A 21,451-nucleotide genomic window follows, 5' to 3' on the forward strand; every position below is an offset into this window, starting at 1 on the left:
CTATGTAATAAAAATTACTATTTTTTATATAAGAGTAATGTTTATTACCAACAATTTAAATGTATGTTATCACTCATACTTAATAAAGTAAACCTTTTTTATAAAGAACAGCAGATAAAGTAAAACGAACAGTGAAGCAAATGGGAAACGATCGTTTTCCGGAAAATATAATGGAATTGATGGCGAGGGATATGTAGACGTTGTGATTACCATTGGTCCAAAAGCAAAAAAACAATGAAAATAAAAATTCCACTTATGACAGTGGAATAAAATGAGGATGCGGTATTGGGGTACCCAATTTCCCGCACCTCGCTTATCTGATAGAGAAATGTATTCATCAAACCTTTCTATCAATCGTGCAGACGGCTCTGAATCTCCCTTTTTTATATGCCGTGCTGTTTTTGGTTACTTTTAATTTCACATCATATTAATCATCACATGTAGGGTTCGGATCAACGACCTGCTTCTTTTTGTAAATGCCATGTCTTCAATGTCAGCTTTGTTTCATTTCTTCCACTGATGGAGATTGATTTATTTCCCGGGGAAGGAAAGTAACGTGCAGTAAAAACTTCTTGGCCTCCGTTTACAAAAATCTCAATCGACGATGCATCAATAAAGATATGCAGGTCGTGTAATTCCTCTATGACCGCTTCACGAACTTCTTTTGATCGATCTTCAAATCGATCCCGTTCTAATGTCAGCTTCCCTTCCTCTTTATCATAGATGATCCGTGCAGCTGCACGGATACAGCATTCAAACCCTTTCTGTGTGTCAATTTGATCAATGAATACCTCTGCGCTCGTAATATCATCTACAGGGATAGAATGAACAGAACGTTTAATATGAAAAACATGCTCTTGTTCATTGGTCCGCATGGATTGAAGTTCACTTACTGGTTTTTGAATGAGATGTCCGTCATCATCTAAACGGAGCTCTCTCGGGATCGTGAGGCAGTGTATCCATTGATAAGAAATCGTCGGATGATGCTCTTCTCCTTGATCAGGCACCCCCATCCACCCGATTAAAAGACGTCTGCCTGATTCGTCTAGAAAGGTTTGCTGGGCGTAGAAGTCAAAGCCGCGATCCAGCTCCTCAAACGCTCCATGCGTATATTGATAGGTATGATCATCCAATCTCCCAACAAAATAACCTGATTGATGGGTATTGTGATATTTTAAACCATCTGGCTTGAGCCCTTGCGGTGACACAATCAATACATCCCGGCCGTCTAATTCAAACAGGTCTGGACATTCCCACATATAGCCGAAATTGTCTAAACCATTCTTTCCACTGCCTGCAATCGTGCCTTGAAACGTCCACTTCTCTAACGTATCAGAGGTAAACAAAACAAGGTGTCCTTTCAGATCTAAGCTTTGTGCACCAAGGACCATGTACCACTGACCATTCCTCTTCCATACCTTTGGATCTCGAAAATGGGCAGTGAAACCTTCCGGCAGCGTTGCCACGACACCTTTTTTCTGAAAATGAATGCCATCCTCTGAAACAGCTAAACATTGATACGTCTCACGGTTCCCTTGTTCATCCCGAACGTTTCCAGTGTACATCACATGCATCTGCCCATCGTCTATAAATGCACTGCCAGAATAACAGCCGTTTTGATCAAACCAATCACTTGGGGCAAGAGCGGCTTCTTCGTGATGCCAATTCACTAGATCTGTCGATGTATAATGCCCCCAGAATTTTGCACCATGCCCCGTTTTGAATGGCTGCCACTGATAAAAAACATGATAAATTCCTTTCCACTGAATCAGCCCATTCGGATCATTTAAAAGACCAACTGGCGGCATCAAATGAAAATGCTGCCGGTACACATCCTTTTTAACCAAATGCTCATAGTTTCGAATACGTTCTGCTATTTTTTGACGAAGTGCTGCGTCAGTTGTTGTCATGACTGTGACCACCCCTTGATTATTTTTCGACTTCTTTTACTTTAAAAATGATGGTGAGAATAAATGAAACAGCAACAGCGATTAACATACCAATCACATAATTGACCACATTTTGAACACCGAATGGTGCTGCAATCGCAATCATTGGAATGCCTGTTAAACCATAAGCATTGGCGGCTACCTTCGTGAAAACGACGAATGCCCCGCCCAATGCGCCTCCGATCATCGCCGCAATAAATGGTTTACGGTAGCGAAGGTTTACACCGAATATAACAGGCTCGGTAATTCCTAAAAAAGCAGAGAAGGCAGCAGGAAGGGCAATTTCTTTTGTTTTTGCACGCTTGGCTAAGAAAAAGACAGCCAATCCTGCCCCGCCTTGCGCGACATTGGACATTGCCCAAATTGGCAGCAAATAGTTACGTCCAATATCATTCAGCAATCCTGCCTCAATCGCATGGAAGCTATGATGAACCCCTGTCAGCACAATTAAAGAGTAAGCACCGCCGAAAATGAGTCCTGCTAAGAACCCTGCATGGTCATAGATAAACGTCAGCGCATTCGAAATTCCTGTACCAAGCATTCTTCCAAGCGGGCCAACTGCAATAAACGTCACAAATCCAGTTACAATCACCGTCACAAATGGGGTCACAAGTAAATCAATACTGTTCGGAACCACTTTTCTTAAATTCTTCTCAACAAGACACATGATATATACGGTCAATAACACTGGAATAACCGTCCCTTGGTAACCAAGAAGAGCAATATCAACATTGAATAAATGCATATATTCTGGTTTTGCTTCCGTCAATCCCCACGGATTAAGCAGATTCGGGTGAATCATAATTCCCCCAATGACGGCTCCTAAATATGGATTTCCGCCAAACTCTTTCGCTGCACTGACCCCAATTAAAATCGGCAAAATGATAAAGGCTGCACTTGAGAACATATCAAGCATTTGGAAGACCGCAGAGCTTGGGTCAGCCCATTTGAAGGCTTTCATCATTCCTAAGAGACCCATTAATAAACCGCTTGCCACAATTGCTGGAATGATCGGTACAAAAATATTCGATAACGTCTTTGCAAAACGCGCAAGTGGATTCATTTTTTGTTTCACTGCTTCATCATGGCTGACAGGCTTTTGTTTCTCGTCGCCTGTCTCGAGACCAGTCTCACGAGCAAATGGTTCATACACTTTGTTGACAGATCCAGTTCCAAAAATCACCTGAAATTGCCCTGAACTTGAGAAAGCCCCCTTCACTCCTTCAAGTTCTTCAATAGCCTCTTTGTCAATCAAATCCTCATTTTTCACCACCAATCTGAGTCTTGTTGCACAATGTGTGGCACTGATGACATTTTCCTTGCCGCCTAACAGACTTGTTAATTCTTTGGCTGTTTTTTGATAATCCATGATGTCTCCTCCTTTTTTAAAGCAAAAAAGACCTAAAATTCACCAACGAGCAAAGGACATACACGTCCCCTCGTTACGCAAATTTTAGGTCTTGCCTGCCTGACAGTCACAATCCCGCGATATCAAATTTTGATGACGCTTTCATCATAGTATAAGACTGTGACATGCGTCAACTAGCATTCTAAAAAAATTTCAAATAAAAAAGTCTTATTGGATTCATTACTTATTCCTTAAATAATTTTGCTATAATTGTCTATAGAAAAATTTTCTAAATAAGGATCAGAACACCTGTTTGATCCTATACAAAATGTGAGTTACTATTAGGAGGTATCTTTGGTGAAAAATGATGTAATAGAGCATGTAAAATTTTCTGACCTGAATGTAAACGATCCATTCTTTTTAAGTTTGATTGAAGATTACGAAGGGTTTAAACACTGGTTTATAAAAAAATCGAATCAAGGTGAGAAAGTTTACATTCTAAAAGAACAAAAATTATTGGGTTTTTTATATCTTAAAGAAGAAAACGAGGAATCTATTGATATTAATCCCAAATTCCCCAAAAAACGCCGACTTAAGATAGGGACTTTTAAAATAGATGCACATGGGACAGTTTTAGGTCAAAGATTTATTGGTTTGATTCTAAAACAAATGATTGAGCAAAAGCATAATGAATGTTATGTTACTATTTTTAACAAACAACAACCTCTAATCAAACTATTCGAGAAATTTGGTTTTAAATTATGGGGGAGCAAAGAAAACGGTGAGTTAATTTATGTAAAAACATTAGAATATCATAATAATTTATATAAAGACTTCCCACGTATTCAAAGCCAAAATAGTTCAAAATATATTTTGTCCATTTATCCCGAATATCACACGAAATTATTCCCATACTCTAGACTCCAAACCGAGAACGACCATAAAGTAGAAGATCTATCTTTTACAAATACTTTAGAAAAAGTATATTTGGCTAAGATGTACGGTATGGATAAGCTGAAATCTGGAGATCTAATTATTATCTATAGAACTGCGGAAAATAACAAATCAGCTGAGTACAGCTCTGTTATTACTTCCGTATGTTCAGTAGTAGATACTCGAAATATTAATGAATTTCATACAAAAGAAGAATTCATTAAATATTGTGGAAAAGGAACTATATTCAGTACAGGAGAGTTAAATTATTTTTGGTCTACGAAAAGATATCCTTACATCGTTAAAATGCTTTATAACATCTCCTTGCCCAAGCGGATTATACGACGTGAATTAATAGAAAATCAAGTAATAAATCGGAGCGATTATGCTGGTTTTCTCCCTCTAACAAACTCTCAATTTGAGAAGATTATAGAATTAGGTGAAGTAAATGAAAGTTTTATTATCAATTAAACCTGAATTTGTAGAAGAAATAGTTTTAGGGAAAAAGAAATTTGAATACAGAAAAAGCATATTTAAAAGGGAAGGTATTTCCTCGATCGTAGTTTATGCAACTAAGCCCTATGGTAAAGTAGTTGGAGAATTCGAAATCGAGGACATATTATATGATAAACCAGAAAATATTTGGAATAAAACTAAGGATTTTTCAGGAGTTACAAAAAGTTTCTTCAATCAATACTTTCAAGATAAAGCTACTGGTTTCGCTATACAAATAAAAGAATTTAAAAAATACGATATACCTCTAGATTTATTTGAGTTTGACAATAGCTTAAAAGTTGCTCCTCAATCATTTTGCTATACAAACGGAGGATTATAAGTTGAAATATATTTTTCTTTCAGGTATTCATGGGGTTGGAAAATCGACTTTGTCTAAAAAAATTCAAGAATTATTAGATATTCAAACCGTGACAGTCAGCAATCTGATCAAACAAGCAGGAAAAAATTTTGATAGTTATAACAAGGAAACTAAAAATATTTCAAAAAATCAAGAGTTATGGAAGAATGAGCTGAATAATTTAGATTTGGGTAAATCTAAATTATTACTGGATGGACACTTTTGTTTATTGGATTCAGAAAGGAATATTGTCTTATTACCTTTTGAAACTTTTAATGATACTAATATGGATAAAATAATTGTGATGAAAAATAGGCCAGAGTTAATTAGGGATCGTTTATTTGAGAGAGATCAGATAGATTATTCAATAGATTTTTTGCAGAAATTTCAGGACTTTGAAATTCAACAATCAATAAGTTACTCTAATAAATATGAAATTAAACTATTCATATATGATGAAAAACAACCTTTATCAAATTTACTACACTTTATAACTAGCTAAGAGAATTTCGTTAGAGGGGAAAATTTATGCTTCATAATTTAAAAATAAATCGTGAGTTTTTCAATCCTGTACTAGAGCAGACTAAAACTTTTGAAATCAGAAAAAATGATAGAGGTTTTTGTGTAGGAGACACTGTGATTCTGAATGAGTGGGATAATCAAACGAACCAATACACGGGTAGAAAAGTAAAAATTAAAATTACTTATATGACCGAGTTTGAGCAAAAAAATAATTACGTTGTTTTTAGTTTTATAATGTTATAAATGGGTTATTAACTTGAAAGAGGCAACTAACATGTTGTCTCTTTCTTACTTTATATCAGACGGTCTTTTTCCAGTAAAGAAACTATTAAGCACTATGAAGTCTTGCTATTATCTAAGATGATTGATTATTATCATTCGACCTATTAAAAAAAGCCTGCATGCAGGCATCACAATTAAACCAATTCGGCTTCCTGCAGACGCTGGACATGCAGCGTGATGTAGCCGATCTCCGATTCAGGGAGATGAAGTCCATATTCATCTTTTAACAAATCAGCGAGTCCAAGTGCACACCGGTAAGCCGTATCATACTTTGTTTGGATAAAAATCAGCATGTCATCGTCCATGATTTGAAATGCCTCATTCGATTCCAACCTGCCTAATGCATACCTCAAATGTGTCACAAGCCGCTGATAGGAAATACTATCCTCATCAATTGAATGCTGAAAATAGCTTTCAATATGCTCGATCATTTCTTTGATCATCGTTGTATATTTCACGGTCTTTTTCATGGACTCCGTATTCATTTTGGCCGTATGAATATGAAGTGCCACATATCCTGCCTCATCGTCCGGCAGTTCGACCCCAAGCCGCTCCTTTACATAACGAATGGCATACTTTCCAATCTCATATTCCTGCTTATATAAGACTTTGATCTCACCAAGCAATTTATTATATAACACAATGCCTTTTTGAAGACGTTCAATGGCGAAGGACAAATGATCAGTCAGTGATATGTGAATGTGATCACTGAGCGGCATCATAAGTTTACCTTCTGCATAACTGATGATATGCTCTGCCACCTCAATATGCGCTTCTGGCAATGTGGCAAGAATTTGTTTGAATTTCTCATTTTCTTCACGCACAACAAAGATTTTCTCTATTTTTTGAAGAGGAACGACGTCATTTTTCCCCTTCTGAAAAGCAATTCCGGGTCCCATCACAATTTTCTCCTGATCGCCCTCCTTTACAACCACTGCGTTGTTATTCAATATTTTATATATCTTCAAGGGGTATCCTCTCCCAGCAGATAACATTTCTTATGTGGGATTTTACCCTGTTTCACTTTTTCTGTAAAGGTAAGAGCGGACCAGCACGCGCCTCTCGCATCGTCTTCTCTTCAAGCATCATCAGACTTTGAGTCATCCGCTTCTCTGTCCTGCGTTTCTTCTTATGTTCTTCTGCCAGCTTTTCCAGCTCTCTCTCTTTCACTACTTGAAAAAATCCGGCATCCGCCGCGGCCGCCTGAAACCCTTGCTGCTTTATCATCACACCAGGGTTCACAAGCACATTCATCATGAAACCAAACCATACGCTCAACCAGCTTTTTAATTTCTTCACTGAACATCCCTCCGCTTTTCTTAGAATCTAGCAGCTCTATCAAAACAACTGCTCCTATCATATCCCGAGAAAAAAGAGAGGTTTGTCACAATCTGGGTGAAAAAACAAACTAGTTTTCAGAAGTTTTGTTGAAAAGTGCAGAAGATCATCATGTGCCTAGATGTTTCATTGAAAATTTTATGCACACGCTATCCCAAAGATAAGCACACCTTATCAACAGGGTTTATCCACATATCAACACCCTCTCACTAGATTTTGTGTATGTAAATTTTTTATTTTCCATATATGTATCTTAATAATCGAGTTATCAACAGACATTTGTGAATAAGTGCGACTTTATAAACAAAATAGTTCTTTGTAACTATGTAAAATAAGACCATTTTAGTAAAGGAATTGTTTTCAACATATTGAATACTTAATAACGGGCAGTGAATCTTTCCTATTTATCCACAAAAAGAAAGGCTATCTCCCTAAAAACACAGCTAGAAAGGGGAAAATTAATGAAAAAGGTCATATCTCGTTCTTCTGTTCTATTGTTTTCCACTATATTTATTTTATCCACATTCTTTACCGGTCAACAGGCGGCGGCGGCTCCATCTAACAAAAAGGTGGAACTAGAAAAAGCAGAAATCTTCGGTGAAATCAATGTCAACTCGAAAAAACAAACCACTGTCATTGTTGAATTAAAGGAAAAATCCTTAGTTGAAGCCAAGCAAGACGGCGAAGTACAAACAAAAGCCTCCCTCAAAAAATCTCGAACCAAAGTAAAGAACGCAGCACTCAAAGAGGTAGATAAAGCGAGTGTTCGTCAAGAATATGAAAAAGTCTTCTCTGGTTTCTCTATGAAACTTCCTGCAAACGAAATCCCGAAGCTGCTCGCAGTTGATGGAGTAAAAGCTGTTTATCCGGATGTTACATATAAAACCGATGAAGTGAAAAAGGAAAGCATCCAGCTTCCAAACGAAGATGTCTCCCCGCTTATGGATAAGAGCGCTCCATTTATCGGTGCACCAAAAGCATGGGATGCCGGCTATTCTGGAAAAGGGGTCAAAGTCGCAGTCATTGATACTGGAGTAGACTATACCCACCCTGATTTAAAAGGAAACTTCGGTTTATACAAAGGCTATGATTTTGTTGATAATGATTATTCTCCGCAAGAGACACCTAAAGGAGATCCTAGAGGTGAATCCACAGATCACGGCACACACGTCGCAGGAACGATCGCGGCAAATGGACAAATTAAAGGTGTCGCAAAGGATGCCACACTTCTTGCATACCGTGTACTTGGACCAGGTGGATCTGGAACAACTGAGAACGTTCTTGCAGGCATCGACCGGGCGGTTACTGACGGAGCAGATGTCATGAACCTCTCTCTTGGAAACAGTGTCAATAACCCTGATTATGCAACGAGCATCGCTCTCGATTGGGCCATGTCTGAAGACGTTGTCGCTGTTACATCCAATGGAAACAGCGGTCCGAACAACTGGACAGTCGGTTCACCTGGCACATCAAGAGATGCTATTTCTGTCGGAGCAACTCAGCTTCCGTACAGCCTTTACAATGTGAAATTCCCGAACTATTCCACTGCAAAAGTCATGGGCTACTACCAAGAGAGTGATTTAAAAGCGCTTGACCAAAAACAAGTCACACTCGTCCAAGCTGGAATCGGTGACGAAAAGGCCTTTGAAGACATCGATGTTAAAGGAAAGGTGGCTGTGATTGAACGTGGTGCCATTGCTTTTGTGGATAAAGTCGACAATGCAAAAGCAGCTGGTGCAATCGGCGTTGTGATGTATAACAATACCGATGGAGAAATCCCAGTCGATGTACCAGGTCTCGCACTTCCTACAATTAAGCTGTCAAAAGCTGAAGGAACAGCGCTTATCAAAGCCATTGAGGCTGGAAACAATACAACGGCTTTCTCCATTCAATTTGTCAAAGAACTTAGTGAGCAAGTCGCTGACTTCTCGTCCCGCGGACCTGTTGTGGATACGTGGATGATTAAGCCTGATCTATCAGCACCCGGCGTCAGCATTGTGAGTACGATCCCAACGCATGATCCATCTCAGCCTTACGGATATGGTTCTAAGCAAGGAACAAGTATGGCTTCTCCTCATGTGGCAGGAGTAGCAGCGATCATCAAACAAGCAAAACCATCGTACTCAACTGGACAAATCAAAGCATTGCTGATGAATACAGCAGAAAAACTGTTTGACGCAAATGGCAGCCCATTCCCTCATAACACACAAGGAACAGGCAGCGTTCGAATCATGGAATCACTTCAAGCGTCTTCAATCGTTTCTGATGCGAGCTATTCTTATGGCACTTTCTTAAAGGAAAAAGGCGTTCAAATCAAAACGAAGAAATTCAAGGTAGAAAACCTTTCAAAAGCACCGAAAACGTATACCATTGATTACAAATTCAATGGCAGCGGCATTAGTACAAACGGAACGAAAAAAATCAGCGTCAAAGGGAATTCCACTGGATCCTTTACTTCCGCAGTACAGGTGAATTACGGAAAAACCAAAAAAGGGACGTACCAAGGCAGCATAACCATTCGCGAAAATGGCAGAAAGGTCACGGAAATCCCTACTTTATTGATTGTGAAAGAGCCAGATTATCCGCGCGTCACTTCTGTTTCCGTAGAGCCTGACAACCGTGCTGGAAGCTATGTCATCAGCAGCTACCTGCCTGGCGGTGCTGAGAACCTTGCATTCCTTGTCTACTCAACAGATGGAGAGTATTTAGGTGAAGCTGGTGTTTATCAACTTGTTGATAAAGGAGAGCACCGCGTAAAATGGAATGGTACGATCAATCAAGGCCAGAAGCTTGAAGCTGGTGAGTATACAATGCTTGCGTATGCAAGTTTGAAAGGAAAATCAGATACCGTACAAACGAAGGAACCTTTCGAAATTTACCCTGAATAAATGTGTATCACAAGAAAAGCCTTGTATGAGCGGATAAACTCATCAAGGCTTTTCGATCATATATGGAGGAAAGAGAAACTCATGTTGATATGGCTATGGATCGTTTCTTTTTTTACTGCTTTTTTTCTGACGATCACCTTGGTTTATTTTCTAACCTTTTTACATACGAAGCAGCCTCGTCCTTTTCATCAAGCATGCGAGCTGACTGTTTATGCTTCCTGTATCTACCCGCTCAGTCTGCTCGTGTCAGCCACCTTCTTCCTCACTCTGATGCTGCTTTTCCCCTTTTACTGGCTGCGTGGACGATAAATATACATACGTTATGCATCAAAGGCTTCTTTTAATAAACGATACGATGTGAGCCGGTCTTGCATGTGATGTGTGATGGTCACAGCAATCAATTCATCTGTCCGATAAGCCTTGGCGAGTGTGGTCATCTGCTTTTTCACAGATGCTGGTGTTCCAACGACCATCCTTTGACGATTGGCAGCCACTCGTTTTTGTTCATATGGACTGTAAGAATACGCCTGTGCCTCTTCAAATGAAGGAAAACCCTCAAGCTTCAGCCCCTGTTCATTGGCAAGTAAAGATAAATCTAAGCTGACAGCTAGTTTTTCTGCCTGCTCCTCTGTTTCAGCACATAAAACAAAGACTGCCAGACTGACACGCGGCTTATCACCGAATACTGAAGGTTCAAACCGATTGATATATTGCTCTATAGAATCTTCTCCGCCTTCACCATTAATAAAAAGAGCAAACGTGTAGCCTGCACCTGCTTTCGCCGCAAGCCTTGCACTCCCTCCAGAGGAACCGAGCATCCAAACTTCTGGCGCGGTCTCGACCTTCGGAGAAGCAGTCAAATGAGGCAGCGGGTAAAATTCATCCGCTAGATCGTGTAAATACACCTTCAATTCTTCTACTTGCTCAGGATATTGATCACCTAAACGCTTCCGCTCCCCATGATGAAGGGCAATAGATGAAATGGGCATACCGCCAGGGGCACGTCCAATCCCAAGATCAATTCTGCCAGGAGCCAGCGCTTCGAGAACCCTGAAGTTCTCTGCTACTTTATAGGCGCTATAGTGGGGAAGCATGACGCCGCCCGAGCCAATGCGTATATGCGACGTAACGGCTGATAAATGGCCTAGAAGCACCTCTGGACTTGATCCTGCAAGCCGATTTGAAAAATGATGCTCTGATACCCAAAAACGGTGATAACCCCACTTTTCCGCCTGCTTCGCCAGTTCAACCGTCTGCTTCAAAGCCTCAGCAGGCGTAGCACCTCCTATCAAAGGAGATTGATCCAGTATACTTAATTTCATCATGCTGCACCTCTTACAGAAATCCCCCTCTCTCAAGCGAAAGGGGGATGTCTTATTTATTTTCGATTAAAGCCCTTCTCTTTCACAAACTCTCCAAGGAAGGCACGCTTTGGCTGACTAAAGCCTCGCAGCATCTGCTCAGACCAAGTATCTTTTCTCTCACCGTTTGTTCGTGCTTCATAATATGCGGAAATACGATCGTCGTATTCTTTTAAATAACGATCCACATGCGCTTCATCTTGCTGATATGAATTTTCATGATATATGAGTTCAACTGGCAGCCGTTCCTTTTGAGACGACTGATTAGCTGGATGGCCAACAGCCAGACCGAATAATGGCAGCACATAAGATGGCGTTTCAAGCACTTCAGAGACTTCTCTCAGCTGATTACGCAGTCCGCCAATATAGCAGATTCCAAGTCCCATTGATTCTGCGGCAACACTGACATTTTGTGCAGCCAATGCCGCATCAATGACGCTAATGAGAAAGGCTTCTGTATTCTCAAGCGCCTCCTGATGATTCTTCCCTGCTTTTTTTGCAATATGATCATGGCGTTTCAAGTCTGCACAGAAGACAAAGAAATGCCCATTCTTCTCAACGTAAGGCTGATTCCCAGCCAGTTCAGCAAGCTTGGCCTTCTTCTCCTGATCTGTTACACCAATAATACTATACGCCTGTACGTAGCTTGATGTTGAAGCAGCCTGTGCACTTTTGATCAGTGTCAGCACCTCTTCTTCTGTCAAACGCTCGTCTGTAAACGAACGAATGGATCGATGATTTAATATGGTTTCTATCGTTTTGTTCAACTCGAAGACCTCCTTGACTTCTTCTATCATAAAACAAAGACATAGGGCTTTTCAAAAATTAAAACTCGCAATAAAAAAGACAGCCTATACTTAGACTGCCCTTACCCGTTTTATTTAAATAAATAACTTTGATATTTCGTTAATTGAACGCTTGCGTTATAGGCGATCCCGAATCCAATCAGAACGGACAAGACAGAGCTCCCTCCAAAACTGATAAATAAGAGTGGAATCCCTGTTACAGGCATCACGCCTATGTTCATTCCAATGTTCTGGAACGTATGGATCACAATCAAGGCTGTATATCCGACGCAGAAGAATGACGCAAATCGGCTATAAGGATGTATTCGGTCAATCAATACGACCAGCCGGTAGATCAAGAAGAAGAACATGATCACAACAAACGCACAGCCGATAAAGCCAAAGGCTTCACCTATAATGGAGAAAATCATATCCGTTTGTGCTTCAGGAACATAGACCTTTAAGTTTTTAATGCCGTTCCCAAAAATCTGACCTGCACCTATGGCCATAATCGCCTGCTCTACTTGATATTTATCAGATCCAGATGCATCCTGCGTCTGTGCTTGGTTGGCTGTCGAAGAACTATCAGGCAGCCAAGCGGTAATCCGGTTGATCTGGTACTGCTGAATGCCTATTGTTTTCGCAAAATCAGGGAATAAGATGATCACGGCTAAAACAGAGGCAACTAAAAGTACAACCACTGAGCCAATGAGAGAGATCAGTTTCCAATTGACCCCTGATAAAAATACCATCACCACAACAATAAACATACAAACAGCCGCAGTCCCTGCATCCTGCAAGAAGATCAGTCCAACTGGTACAGCCGCCACCCCGGCAATTTTTAATAGAAGGAAAATATCATCCTCTAATGTCCGCTTTCCTCTAGGTGTAGACTTTCCAATGACAGATGCGAGCATCATAATCAAACCAATTTTCATGAACTCTGAAGGCTGAAATGTCCCTATTCCTGGCAACACAAACCAGCTTTTTGCACCATTTTTGATTGGAGCAAAATCATGACCCCCGATTTGTGCAGGAGCGACTTTAAGAAGAATTAACAGCATAATGCCGCCTATAAATATATATAAGCTCAGTTTCTCTAATTGCTCTAAGTCAAAATAATTAATAGCAACAATACATATAACTCCGACCATATAGTATATGATCTGCCTCGTCCATGCATTAGATCCATACTGCCCAAATTGACCCGCAGCATAAATCGCAATGACACTGATGGCAAAGAAGGCTAAAAATATAAAAATCAAATCTCCTTGATAGTAAGGAGATGTATTCTGCTTGTTCATGAACTAACCACCCTTATTACAAAACATAAAAGCCCTTGTTTATATTAGATTGAAATTTTCACAAAATCAACTCACCTTAAATATGACGGAAGATACATCCGAAAGGTTCCATTCAATTTTCAAAAAATGAAATACTTTTCATCCTAACAATAGGAAAAAATTCCTCTATACACTTTTCATTCAACCGATCTCAAGTCCTTTAAAAAGTTTATTTTACAGATTTTAAGGGGAAAATTCAATGACCTATGTGGCGATATGACAAGTAAACATCAGATGAGATAGCTGCACTGAGGAATGAGGAATAAAACCATTTTGTATGGAATAAGGCCCATTTTCCAATTATTACGTTTACTTCAAAGTCAATTGTGGTATAATACCTGTAACAAAATGTTCACAATATCTCCTAAAAACAGACACAATTGCATCCTGACCTCTCATTTGATTTGAACATCAACTTACAAAGGAGTTGGATACGATGGATATGTTCTTTGCGTACCTATGTATTGCAACGGCTACACCCCTGTTTTTATGGCTGGAAAACAGAAAGATTGCATTAGCATCTATTCCACCCATTATGATTATGTGGATTTTCTTCGGTCTTTACATGACAAGCAGTTTATCTCCAGCAGGACATACCTTCATGATCGCATTCTTTGCCATTAACGTGATTTTGGCTCACATTGCAGCGTTCCTCATCTACGGACTTCCATTCATTCGCAAAAGATTCAGCAGCAGATAGATATCGCCCAACTATTGGAAGCGTTATCACCATTATGATAAAAACCACTCACCTTTAAGAGATGAGTGGTTTTTTTATTATTTCTCTGAATGCTCAGACTGCTTTGGTGCAGACGGTGAATAACCGTCTTTACTGTTCTCTCCGTGGCTGTAGTGAGCCGCAAAGATCCAAACAGATCCGATAACGAAGATAATCGCACAGAACAGACCAAACAAAGTATTTCCGACTTGAACAGTTCCGTTCTCGCTCTCTGTCATGTGCATAAACATGAACAGCTGCAAGAATGCTTGAATGAACGCAAAACCAAAGATAATCCATAGTTTTGCGGAACTGCCAATTTCAGCTCCAATGGCAATCCAGAATGCTAAGATTGTCAGCACAATGGATAGGATGAAGCCAACTACGTGTTTCCAAGGGAAGTGTTCGTGCTCTGCTGAGGAATGTGTTTTTCCAGCCATATCACAAAAGCCCCCCTAATCCGATCAAGTAAACAGCTGTGAAGATGAAAATCCATACAACATCAAGGAAATGCCAGTATAGACTTGAGATGAAAATCTTCGCTGCTGTTTGTGGAGTTAATCCACGTTTTTTAATTTGGAACAAGATTCCGGTAATCCAGAAGATACCGATCGATACGTGTAGTCCGTGAGTTCCTAAGAGTACAAAGAATGCAGACCAGTACGCACTTGTATGGATGCTCGCACCCTCATGTACATAATGGAAGAACTCAAAAATCTCAAATCCAACGAAGCCTGCACCTAGAAGCAGTGTGAGAATCGTCCAGATGACAACCCCTTTTGTACTTCCACGGCGCATTTCATGAACGGCAATCCCGCATGTAAATGAACTAACCAATAGCAGGAATGTCATGATCAATACAAGTTTCATATCAAACAGCTCAGCTGGTAAAACGCCACCAGCTGTTCTGCCATGTAGAACAAAGTAGGTCGCAAAAAGTGTTGAGAATAACACGATTTCCGCGCCAAGGAATATCCAGAAACCAAGAATGTTTAAACGTCCGGTTTCAGAGCGATATTCAAGCGGTGCATTTGCATAGCTGCTATCATTATGTCCCATTACTTCTGCGCCTCCTTATTCTTTTTCTCTGTTTCGATTACTTCTTCAACAGGAATATAGTAGCCATCGTCATATTCGAATGAACGTAAAATCATCGTTGCGAATACACCGATTAAGCCAATAACGCCAATCCAGTACCATTCAAATACAAGACCGAATGCACCAAGTCCAAAGAATGCAGACATGATCAGCGGTCTGCCTGAATTGTGCGGCATGTGAATTTTCTTGAATTCTTTTTCAGGATGAACGTCTACATTGTTTTGCTTCCAATGATGGAATGCATCTGGTGTTGTCACTTCTGGAAGTGCTGCAAAGTTATAATGCGGCGGAATTGCAGAAGATGTCGCCCAGTCAAGTGTACGCCCTTCTCCCCAGCTGTCTCCAGACACTTCACGTTTTGCGTGTCTCCAGCTGTAGTAAATGTTGTAGCAAAGGATGATGAATCCGATACCCATCATAAATGCACCAATTGTTGAAATAAAGTTTAGTGCAGTCCAGCCATCTTCTGGTCCATACGTATAAATACGTCTTGGCATTCCTTGCAGTCCTAAGAAGTACTGCGGGAAGAAACAGATGTTAAATCCGATCATGAATACCCAGAAGAACCATTTGCCTATTCTTTCGTTTAACTTGTAACCAAACATTTTTGGATACCAGAAAACAAGACCAGCAAAACAAGCAAATACAGTACCTGCGATTAATACATAGTGGAAGTGGGATACAAGGAAGTACGTGTTATGGTACTGGTAATCCGCAGCTGCCATCGCAAGCATAACCCCAGTTACACCACCGATTACGAAGTTCGGGATGAAACCAAGTGCCCAAAGCATTGGTGATGTAAAGCTGATACGGCCTCGATACATCGTAAAGAGCCAGTTAAAGATTTTCACACCTGTTGGTACAGAAATCGCCATTGTTGTAATCGAGAAGAATGAGTTAACCGCTGCACTGTTCCCCATTGTAAAGAAGTGGTGAACCCACACAAGGAAACTAAGAACAGAGATTGCCACAATCGAGACAACCATCGCTTTGTAACCAAACAACTGCTTTCTTGAGAACGTCGCAAAAATTTCTGAGAAAATACCGAAAGCCGGCAGGATAACAATATATACCTCAGGATGTCCCCAAATCCAGAATAGGTTCGCCCAAAGCATCGGCATACCGCCTGCTTCGAGTGTAAAGAATGCAGAACCGAATAAACGATCAAATGTCATAAGTGCTAAAGCAACTGTTAGTACAGGGAATGCAAAAACGATGATGACAGACGTAATCAATGTTGTCCATGTAAACATTGGCATACGCATAAGTGTCATACCTTTTGTACGCATTTTTAAGATGGTCACCATGAAGTTAATACCTGTCATAAGTGTACCAATACCTGCAATTTGGAGCCCGAGCAAGTAGTAGTTCTGTCCAGGTCCTGGTGAGAAATCATTTCCGGCGAGCGGCATGTAACTCGTCCAGCCTGCACTTGGTGATCCTCCAATAACGAAGGAAATGTTGAACAGCATTGCTCCGACCATGAATGTCCAGAAGCTAAGGTTGTTCAAATAAGGGAATGCAACGTCACGTGCACCAATTTGAAGAGGAACAACGACGTTGATTAAACCAATTAAAAATGGCATCGCCATGAATAAAATCATGATCGTACCATGCGTTGTAAAGATTTCATTATAGTGGTTTGAATCTAAAAACGTATTATTAGGAAGCGCCAGCTGCGCGCGCATCATCAGTCCGTCTACCCCACCGCGGAAGAACATAATCACAGCAGCAAGGATATACATGATTCCAAGCTTTTTATGATCAACTGATGTCAGCCATTCTTTCCAGAGCCATTTCCACTTTTTAAAGTAGGTTAAAACAAACACGATGGCAATGGAGGTAAGAGCGATAGAAATTTGCGCACCAAGAATTAATGGGTCTCCAGTTACAAAAAACTCATCCCATTTTAAATGCATAACGGCCTCCTCCTTTCCTTAGTCAGTTTATTCTGTTTCTAATTTTCTTTTATAGTTCTTCACATTCTCGAAAGGATCTGTCTTGGAATGCGGAGAAACTGCTTGGTAACCTAAACGTTTGCGTGCTTGGAGTGCATATTCAGAATCCTCTCCGTGCTTCGCAAAGGATAAATGTGTTGATGAGAATGTCTGCACATCTGCAGCATCAGGAAGCATCAAGTAGTCATACGTTTTCTTCGTTAACTTTGGTGCTTCTTTCTTTGTTTTATTTACCCATTTATCATAGTCAGACTGCGTCATCGCATTGACTTTGAATTTTTGCTGAGCAAAGCCCTCGCCTGTGAAGTTGGCGTTTCTTCCTTGATATGTGCCAACTTGATCAGCTTGAAGGTATTGTTCCATCTCCATTCCAGCCATCGCATACTTCTCCCCGCCTAGCTGAGGAATCCATAGTGATGCCATTGTATCAGCGGAAGTGATTTTGAATAAAACCGGCTGATCTTTTGGAATGTTTAAGTAGTTCACTGTCTCAATATTTTCCTCTGGATAGCTAAAGATCCATTTCCAATCGACAGCTGTCGCATAAACGACAAGAGGATCTTTATGGCTTGTTGCTTGAGGTGCCTCTTCCAAAGAGTAAATTGTTTTTACAGTTGGAACTGAAAGGGCAGCAACGATTAATATTGGGATCACTGTCCAGACAACTTCTAGAAGCGTGTTCCCGTGTAGTTCTGGGTTATAAGAGGCGTTTCCAACGTCCTTACGCTCACGGTATTTAACCAAAATGATGGTAAACATTACAAATACCGCACCAACGATAAAGAGCATAAATCCGATAGATAAAAGGATTAAGTCTTTTTGTTGTGCTGCGACTGGTCCTTTAGGATCTAAAACAGCGATATTGCTGCAACCTCCTAATACAAAAACACTCACGAGCATCGCTAATAAAAGCATAGGTTTAATGGCTCTGAACAAGAAGATCACCATCCTTCCTTAGATAATGTATAAATTGCTGAATAATTGTGAAAAGCCATCTGCCTTCGAAAACTTTTCTTCCCTTTGTAATGCTATCAAAATCTGTTAGAGTTAGCTTCCCTTTTTTCAAAAGTTCATTTATTTTTCAACAGATTTCTTTTAAAATGTCATAAATTCGACATAAATTTATATTATTGCACACACAATAAATTTCTAGGATTTTGAAAAGTTGAGAGTTGAAGGCAAAGGACAAACAATCAAGAACTTTGTCAAATTTAGGTTTACCACAATAAAAAAGTTTGGTCAAATTTCAATTTAACTTAATGAAATTTTATCTAGGTAAACAATTTCAAAATAGGTATCCCCACATTTAACAAAAACCTTACTTATTTTAACGCAAGTTGATAAGAAAAGAAAGTATCGATCCTCTGACTATACGCTGTAAGAATTGGTAATCATGTTGAATATGTGGAATCCCACTTAATGACTTCCAGCAAAAAACCGGCTTAGCGCCGGCATTCTGCAATTATTCATCTCTTACTAAAATATCAGGGCGCCTATAGATGTCCCCTTCATGTTCAACGTCAATGTATGTCCACTTGCCTGTATAGGTTAAAAAGCGGTTCCCCTCTTTCTCTACGACCATCGTATCCTCTGATTTCAATCCAGGCAATGAAGGGTTCCATGTAAACACTTGCTGCAGCTGAATTTCTTCCTTAGATGAAGGAACTGCAATCATTTCTCTAGATATAAAGCCCGTTTTTCCTCCTTGATGAAGCTTTTTCCAGCTATCAGGGAAGCCTTCTTTTTCATACTGAGCGATACCTGCTTTCATCACGTCTCCCAAAGTCTTACCGGGGCGCGTAGCGGCATTCATGACCGTGTCAATTCGTGCAAGCCGCTCTTTGTTCTCTTCAAGCTCCTGTGGAAGCTGACCGAAGTAAACAGACCTTGTGACATTCGCCACGAGTCCATGCCGTTCAGCGCAAAGGACAACAAGCGCATGCTTTTGAAGTTTTTTGTCTGTTGGAATTGGATGACGGTATTGATGAATCCGGTCATCTGTTGCTACAAGCAGCACTTCAACCGTCATTCCCTGCGCGATCGCTTTTTGAGCCGCAAGCGAAGCGATTTCGTGCTCCGTCTGTCCTGGAACGATTTCTTTACAGACACTCTCTACAATGACCGCTGTTTCATGACAAAGCGTTTCATATTGGCGGAGCTGTGATGCAGAAAGAATGGATCGAACTTGCGACAAATCCGGCTCAACCGATTCGAATCCGTCCATTTGAATGTCTGACCCGATTCGTTTGTCTTTTGTGAGTGTTTGAATGTGTGCCGTATCATCCTCAAACCAATCCATCGTCACCACTTGAAATGGGTGATCGATATACGCCATCTCTTCTTCAATGATCCGCTTTTCTTCCATTTGATTCACAATGAGGACGATGTCGTCTTTTAACACAAGCAGCTTGCAAACACCCTCTGGTGTATTTAACACGATATGATTTCTTCTTCCTCCTGTCAGCCAGGAGAAGTTATTTCGCCTTTGAATTAAGACACCGTCGAGCTGTTTTTCTTCCATTATTGTTCTTACTTGTTCAATCATCTAATCACCTGCCTATATGAGTGTATGAATGAAACGTTTAAAAGCTGTTTTCCCTTGCTCGGTTCTTTTAAACACACCCGACTGTGAGAGAATTCGAGAAAAAATCATGCCGACTTCTTTTTGTAAAATGGCTTCTGTATTGTCCTCTGTAAAGGTGTTCTCTTCAAGCAGACGCTGTGCCCATGCTTCATGTTTCGTGATAGCAGGGCGGGCTTTGATTTCTTTAAGGGGGTTTGGGGATAACAGCGCTTCTTTTAATTGGCTTAATTCCTCTGCTAATCTACCAGGAAGAACTGCAAGACCCATCACTTCAATTAATCCGATATTCTCTTTTTTAATATGATGGACTTCTTCGTGCGGATGGAAAATTCCGTCCGGGTGCTGCTTGTTTGTACGATTATTACGCAGCACTAGATCTAATTCATAGTCATCTCCATGTCGGCGTGCAATTGGTGTAATGGTATTATGCGGCGTCTCTCCTGTATGAGCTAGCAGCTCCACTTTTTCATCTGAATACATTTTCCACTCGTTCAAGATAAAGTCAGCGGCGTCTGCAAGCGTCTGCCTATCGCTGCTTCGAAGGCGGATCACAGACATCGGCCATTTCACAATCCCGGCCCTCACATTCGGAAAGGCACTCAGAGAAAAAGCATCTTCAAGTTTCGCCTTCGCCATCGGAAATTCATGCGCACCGCCCTGAAAATGGTCATGACTTAATATACTGCCCCCGACAATCGGAAGGTCGGCGTTCGATCCGATGAAATAATGCGGGTATATATATATGAAAGAAAGCAATCGTTCAAAGGTCTTTTTGGTGATATTCATCGGCTCATGTTCGCCTTTGAACACAATGCAGTGCTCGTTGTAGTACACATAAGGTGAAAATTGTAGAAACCAAGATTCATCTGTGAGTGTCACAGGAATAATCCGGTGATTCTGTCTCGCTGGATGGTTGATCCGTCCCCCAAACCCAACGTTTTCTTTACAAAGCAGACAAAGAGGATATTGCTTTTGACTAAGTTTTTTGGCTTCAGCGATTGCTTTTGGGTCCTTTTCCGGCTTCGATAGATTAATTGTGATCTCCAACTCGCCATCATCTGTTGGTGTAAACCACTGCACATTTTTGGCGATTCTGCCAGTATGAATATAGTGTGCGTGCTGCTGCATTTCATAGAACCAGCTTGTAGCCGCCTCTGGTCCTTCATGCTGGCGTTTCTCTTCAAACTTCGCGTAGATGACACTTGGAGGCGCCACCAAGCATCCCATGATTTTCGCATCTAGTAAATCGCGATACGTATCCGTCCCCTCAGGGATAAGGCCAGTCTCTACTGCCCAATCCAGCATTGGCATTAAGATGTCTTCAAGTTCCGCATCCCCTGAGACTGTTCTTGCCTCAGCTTCATCCAGCCCAAGCACCTCAAGCAGCCGATTTCTCGTATAATCGATATCTAGTGGTGTAATCAGCTCTTGATTAACTCCGTATTGAATCAGCTGTTCCAGTTTTTCAAAAATATCTACCGCCATTCTCTC

The 21,451-nt window shown here is 40.6% G+C and carries 19 protein-coding genes; 6 read left to right on the forward strand and 13 right to left on the reverse strand.

Annotated elements, in window-relative coordinates:
- Positions 1-452 precede the first annotated feature (452 nt).
- Entirely contained in the window at positions 453-1,910 is a 1,458-nt protein-coding gene (locus tag NSQ72_RS17760; RefSeq protein ID WP_341084853.1) for a sucrose-6-phosphate hydrolase, read from the reverse strand.
- Between the two features lie 19 nt (positions 1,911-1,929).
- A complete protein-coding gene (locus NSQ72_RS17765) occupies positions 1,930-3,318 on the reverse strand; it encodes a sucrose-specific PTS transporter subunit IIBC (RefSeq protein WP_039182351.1) in 1,389 nt (462 codons plus the stop codon).
- 336 nt (positions 3,319-3,654) lie between these two features.
- On the opposite strand from NSQ72_RS17765, the gene NSQ72_RS17770 reads away from it, so the two are divergent.
- Genes NSQ72_RS17770 through NSQ72_RS17785 form a run of 4 tightly spaced genes read left to right on the forward strand, consistent with a single transcriptional unit; the run spans position 3,655 to position 5,848 of the window.
- Complete coding sequence (locus NSQ72_RS17770; protein ID WP_341084854.1) at positions 3,655-4,701, forward strand: hypothetical protein; 1,047 nt, start codon at positions 3,655-3,657, stop codon at positions 4,699-4,701.
- A complete protein-coding gene (locus NSQ72_RS17775; RefSeq protein WP_079919346.1) occupies positions 4,679-5,065 on the forward strand; it encodes an ASCH domain-containing protein in 387 nt (128 codons plus the stop codon). The genes NSQ72_RS17770 and NSQ72_RS17775 overlap by 23 nt, the downstream gene beginning before the upstream one ends.
- 1 nt (position 5,066) lies before the next feature.
- Positions 5,067-5,585, forward strand: coding sequence for an ATP-binding protein (locus NSQ72_RS17780; protein ID WP_260335622.1), 519 nt, complete (start codon positions 5,067-5,069; stop codon positions 5,583-5,585).
- A 26-nt stretch (positions 5,586-5,611) separates the two neighbouring features.
- Positions 5,612-5,848: a DUF3850 domain-containing protein gene (locus tag NSQ72_RS17785; protein WP_079919349.1), complete on the forward strand. Its 237-nt coding sequence runs from the start codon at positions 5,612-5,614 to the stop codon at positions 5,846-5,848.
- A gap of 173 nt (positions 5,849-6,021) precedes the next feature.
- On the opposite strand, the gene NSQ72_RS17790 is transcribed toward NSQ72_RS17785, so the two are convergent.
- Positions 6,022-6,855, reverse strand: a complete 834-nt coding sequence (locus NSQ72_RS17790) for a PRD domain-containing protein (protein WP_039182354.1) — start codon at positions 6,853-6,855, stop codon at positions 6,022-6,024.
- Between the two features lie 52 nt (positions 6,856-6,907).
- Positions 6,908-7,186 carry a hypothetical protein gene (locus NSQ72_RS17795; RefSeq protein WP_341084855.1) on the reverse strand — a complete coding sequence of 93 codons (279 nt, stop codon included), beginning with the start codon at positions 7,184-7,186 and terminating at the stop codon, positions 6,908-6,910.
- Between the two features lie 500 nt (positions 7,187-7,686).
- Between NSQ72_RS17795 and NSQ72_RS17800 the strand changes: the two genes are divergently transcribed.
- Positions 7,687-10,113: a S8 family peptidase gene (locus NSQ72_RS17800; protein ID WP_341084857.1), complete on the forward strand. Its 2,427-nt coding sequence runs from the start codon at positions 7,687-7,689 to the stop codon at positions 10,111-10,113.
- 320 nt (positions 10,114-10,433) lie between these two features.
- On the opposite strand, the gene NSQ72_RS17805 is transcribed toward NSQ72_RS17800, so the two are convergent.
- The 3 genes from NSQ72_RS17805 to NSQ72_RS17815 all read right to left on the reverse strand — a co-directional run bounded on the left by NSQ72_RS17805 (position 10,434) and on the right by NSQ72_RS17815 (position 13,563).
- The gene (locus tag NSQ72_RS17805; protein ID WP_341084858.1) at positions 10,434-11,438 is read right to left on the reverse strand and encodes an LLM class flavin-dependent oxidoreductase; all 1,005 of its coding nucleotides are present in this window, start codon (positions 11,436-11,438) and stop codon (positions 10,434-10,436) included.
- Positions 11,439-11,491: 53 nt separating this feature from the next.
- On the reverse strand, positions 11,492-12,241 hold the full coding sequence (nfsA, locus tag NSQ72_RS17810; RefSeq protein ID WP_039182366.1) for an oxygen-insensitive NADPH nitroreductase: 750 nt from the start codon (positions 12,239-12,241) through the stop codon (positions 11,492-11,494).
- 110 nt (positions 12,242-12,351) lie between these two features.
- A complete protein-coding gene (locus tag NSQ72_RS17815; protein WP_064498922.1) occupies positions 12,352-13,563 on the reverse strand; it encodes an FtsW/RodA/SpoVE family cell cycle protein in 1,212 nt (403 codons plus the stop codon).
- Positions 13,564-14,038: 475 nt separating this feature from the next.
- On the opposite strand from NSQ72_RS17815, the gene NSQ72_RS17820 reads away from it, so the two are divergent.
- Entirely contained in the window at positions 14,039-14,302 is a 264-nt protein-coding gene (locus NSQ72_RS17820; protein WP_008345491.1) for a spore morphogenesis/germination protein YwcE, read from the forward strand.
- A gap of 77 nt (positions 14,303-14,379) precedes the next feature.
- Here NSQ72_RS17820 and qoxD read toward each other — a convergent pair whose 3' ends face one another.
- The 6 genes from qoxD to galT all read right to left on the reverse strand — a co-directional run bounded on the left by qoxD (position 14,380) and on the right by galT (position 21,445).
- Entirely contained in the window at positions 14,380-14,760 is a 381-nt protein-coding gene (qoxD, locus tag NSQ72_RS17825) for a cytochrome aa3 quinol oxidase subunit IV (protein ID WP_007497818.1), read from the reverse strand.
- Between the two features lies 1 nt (position 14,761).
- On the reverse strand, positions 14,762-15,379 hold the full coding sequence (gene qoxC / locus NSQ72_RS17830) for a cytochrome aa3 quinol oxidase subunit III (RefSeq protein ID WP_039182371.1): 618 nt from the start codon (positions 15,377-15,379) through the stop codon (positions 14,762-14,764).
- Positions 15,379-17,337: a cytochrome aa3 quinol oxidase subunit I gene (qoxB, locus tag NSQ72_RS17835; protein ID WP_007497822.1), complete on the reverse strand. Its 1,959-nt coding sequence runs from the start codon at positions 17,335-17,337 to the stop codon at positions 15,379-15,381. Before qoxB ends, qoxC begins: the two co-directional genes overlap by 1 nt.
- A gap of 27 nt (positions 17,338-17,364) precedes the next feature.
- On the reverse strand, positions 17,365-18,321 hold the full coding sequence (gene qoxA / locus NSQ72_RS17840; RefSeq protein ID WP_099663814.1) for a cytochrome aa3 quinol oxidase subunit II: 957 nt from the start codon (positions 18,319-18,321) through the stop codon (positions 17,365-17,367).
- A gap of 517 nt (positions 18,322-18,838) precedes the next feature.
- Entirely contained in the window at positions 18,839-19,921 is a 1,083-nt protein-coding gene (locus tag NSQ72_RS17845) for a M24 family metallopeptidase (RefSeq protein ID WP_341084860.1), read from the reverse strand.
- Positions 19,922-19,933: 12 nt separating this feature from the next.
- Positions 19,934-21,445 carry a UDP-glucose--hexose-1-phosphate uridylyltransferase gene (gene galT, locus NSQ72_RS17850; protein ID WP_341084861.1) on the reverse strand — a complete coding sequence of 504 codons (1,512 nt, stop codon included), beginning with the start codon at positions 21,443-21,445 and terminating at the stop codon, positions 19,934-19,936.
- Positions 21,446-21,451 lie beyond the last annotated feature (6 nt).

The organism is Bacillus sp. FSL R5-0659, assembly GCF_038008785.1.
GTDB classification, from domain to species: Bacteria; Bacillota; Bacilli; order Bacillales; family Bacillaceae; genus Bacillus; species Bacillus safensis.

Coding starts and splice junctions, on each gene's coding strand:
- NSQ72_RS17800 (WP_341084857.1), top strand. CDS start 7,687: ATGAAAAAGGTCATATCTCGTTCTTCTGTTCTATTGTTTTCCACTATA.
- NSQ72_RS17815 (WP_064498922.1), bottom strand. CDS start 13,563: ATGAACAAGCAGAATACATCTCCTTACTATCAAGGAGATTTGATTTTT.
- NSQ72_RS17845 (WP_341084860.1), bottom strand. CDS start 19,921: ATGATTGAACAAGTAAGAACAATAATGGAAGAAAAACAGCTCGACGGT.
- NSQ72_RS17805 (WP_341084858.1), bottom strand. CDS start 11,438: ATGATGAAATTAAGTATACTGGATCAATCTCCTTTGATAGGAGGTGCT.
- NSQ72_RS17765 (WP_039182351.1), bottom strand. CDS start 3,318: ATGGATTATCAAAAAACAGCCAAAGAATTAACAAGTCTGTTAGGCGGC.
- galT (WP_341084861.1), bottom strand. CDS start 21,445: ATGGCGGTAGATATTTTTGAAAAACTGGAACAGCTGATTCAATACGGA.
- NSQ72_RS17820 (WP_008345491.1), top strand. CDS start 14,039: ATGGATATGTTCTTTGCGTACCTATGTATTGCAACGGCTACACCCCTG.
- NSQ72_RS17760 (WP_341084853.1), bottom strand. CDS start 1,910: ATGACAACAACTGACGCAGCACTTCGTCAAAAAATAGCAGAACGTATT.
- qoxB (WP_007497822.1), bottom strand. CDS start 17,337: ATGCATTTAAAATGGGATGAGTTTTTTGTAACTGGAGACCCATTAATT.
- qoxD (WP_007497818.1), bottom strand. CDS start 14,760: ATGGCTGGAAAAACACATTCCTCAGCAGAGCACGAACACTTCCCTTGG.
- NSQ72_RS17785 (WP_079919349.1), top strand. CDS start 5,612: ATGCTTCATAATTTAAAAATAAATCGTGAGTTTTTCAATCCTGTACTA.
- NSQ72_RS17775 (WP_079919346.1), top strand. CDS start 4,679: ATGAAAGTTTTATTATCAATTAAACCTGAATTTGTAGAAGAAATAGTT.
- qoxC (WP_039182371.1), bottom strand. CDS start 15,379: ATGGGACATAATGATAGCAGCTATGCAAATGCACCGCTTGAATATCGC.